Raw genomic sequence first — 2231 nt, 5'->3', positions numbered from 1 at the left:
AACACTCTCTTTTGCATCGGGTACTACCGGAGTATGAGATGGTGTAGGTATAACAGGACGTTCTTTTCGATCAGGCTGGAACATTACAGAGCCATAATTACTCTTATCCTTATCACTGATCACACATACATAAATATCAACATCATAGTCAGGAAGATCAGTAACTTTTGCTGTTACATTTGTATCAGCCTCAATAGGCGCGCCTACTCTGGAAGTATCGATTGTTGGTGCTTTCTCACCACGTTTTACCCAGTCAATATAATAGGTACCTTTTACATTTGACTGGAACTTAATTTTAACAGTACTACTTCCTGACCATTTGCATTCTTTTCCTGTTACTTTCAGTTTTTCTTCTGCAGGAGTTGGGGTAGGGGACGGTTCTGTTGTACTGACTAAAGTTCCGTCTTCTCCGATTTTAAGGCTGGAATCTCCCTCATATGTAATCTGAGAAAGAACATCTGTCAGTTTCACATCAGTAACAGCGTCATCCAGCTTTACTACTGTTCTTCCGGCGCTAGCCTCCTGAACAGCAACACCAATGGCAGAGCCTGTAACAGCACCGCTTACATTGATCACACCGTCTTTGGCAAGCACAAGGTTACTTGCAGCTTCAAAAGAATTTGTAACTGTATTTCCTGTAACACTTACAGTTCCACGAATATTGACAGTTCCCTCACTGTAAATCGCACCGCCTGCTGCTGCGGAGTTTGCTGTGATAGTACCACCCAGAAGATATACATTTGCACCGGCAGCATTGTTGACCGCACCGCCATTTCCGGTTGTGGTATTTCCTGTCAGAGTTGTACCGTCAATCAATGCATAATTACCACTTGCTACTTCTACAATCGAACCGGTAACGTCATCGCCTGTACCATCAACAGTTAAACTGCCTGAACCGATAGCATTTCCATCTGAATCAGTCACAGAACCGCCTGCCATCTGAAGATTACCACCATTAACAGTAAACATACTCTCAGTAAAGCCGGCTACACGTTTAATTGTAGTATTATCTTCAGCAGCAACCAGCATGATATTCTTCTTTTCAGGGACATTTATTGTATTGTTGACTTCAATGGTTCCTTTTAATTTTACATAAGTAGGTTCACCATTTATCATATCCTCACAGTCCGGTACTGCTGCGAACGCTTCTTCCAAAGAAGTAAAGGACTTTTCGCCAATCACAATCGCAGAACCTGCCTCAGCAGCCTGCTCATCAGTTTCTTCAGCAGCCGGTGCCTCTGTAGGATCAGCTGTTGTTTCGGCAGGAGTTTCAGCCGGATCTTCCGGTGTCTCGGCTGGATCTTCGGCTGGTTCCTCAGGAGTTTCAGCCGGATTTTCAGAAGGTTCTTCTGTCACCTGCAGAGTCAAGTTCACCTTCCAGTTCGCCTTCGGCTGATGTCTCAGCAGTAGTATCTGCTGCAAATGTGGCTGTCGGTGCCATTCCTACAGACAGGGCACCTGCCATTAATAATGCAAAAAGTTGTTTTTTTCTCATTGTATGTCCTCCCATAGATGAGTTTTAGTTAAAATCACTACTGACACCATCCGATTTCTTATTCCCCACGAAGCAGTCAGTAATCCCAAATCTGAATTGAAGTATAGCACATCCCTCAGAAAAAATCAATGTGCTGTCTATGGGCGTACCTGTCCGTTTCCATAGATGATATATTTCGTTGTGGTCAGAGCCAGAAGTCCCATAGGTCCCCTCGCATGAAGCTTCTGTGTGCTGATACCGATCTCTGCCCCGAAACCGAATTCAAATCCATCTGTAAAACGTGTGGAGGCATTGACATAAACTGCCGCAGCATCCACTTCATCCAGAAACTTCTGTGCATGTTCATAATTGTTGGTAATAATTGCCTCTGAATGTTTCGTATTATATTTATTGATGTGGGCGATCGCCTCTTCCACAGAAGAAACCACTTTAATAGAAAGAATATAATCCAGATATTCTTTGCCCCAGTCTTCTTCTGTTGCGTGTACAGCTCCCGGGATCAACGCATAAGCCGCTTCATCTGCGCGGATCTCCACATGTTTTCCTGCAGACGCTTTGCAAGGACTGGAAGCAGGGCATCCTTTACATCTTTATGTACAAGAACAGATTCGCAGGCATTGCAGACGCCTACTCTCTGAGTCTTGGCATTCATGATAATGTCTGCTGCCATCTCAAGGTCTGCGGTTTCATCCACATAAATATGGCAGTTTCCAGTACCGGTCTCAATCACAGGGAT

The 2231-nt window shown here is 44.3% G+C and carries 2 protein-coding genes and 1 pseudogene; all 3 read right to left on the bottom strand.

Annotated features, from left to right (window positions below; genetic code table 11):
* The coding region (locus AC075L_RS01410) for a hypothetical protein (protein WP_476387054.1) at positions 1-1374 on the bottom strand (1374 nt) is incomplete at its 3' end.
* Positions 1337-1495: a hypothetical protein gene (locus AC075L_RS01405; protein WP_476387053.1), complete on the bottom strand. Its 159-nt coding sequence runs from the start codon at positions 1493-1495 to the stop codon at positions 1337-1339. The genes AC075L_RS01405 and AC075L_RS01410, both read right to left, overlap by 38 nt.
* A 137-nt stretch (positions 1496-1632) precedes the next feature.
* Positions 1633-2231 (bottom strand): annotated as a pseudogene (locus AC075L_RS01400) (glutamate-5-semialdehyde dehydrogenase); the annotation flags it as partial.

Source organism: Blautia sp. ZXY-1-B12, assembly GCF_056339915.1.
The sequence above is the reverse complement of the archived record's forward strand: the minus strand, read 5'-3'. Positions and strand labels throughout refer to the sequence as shown.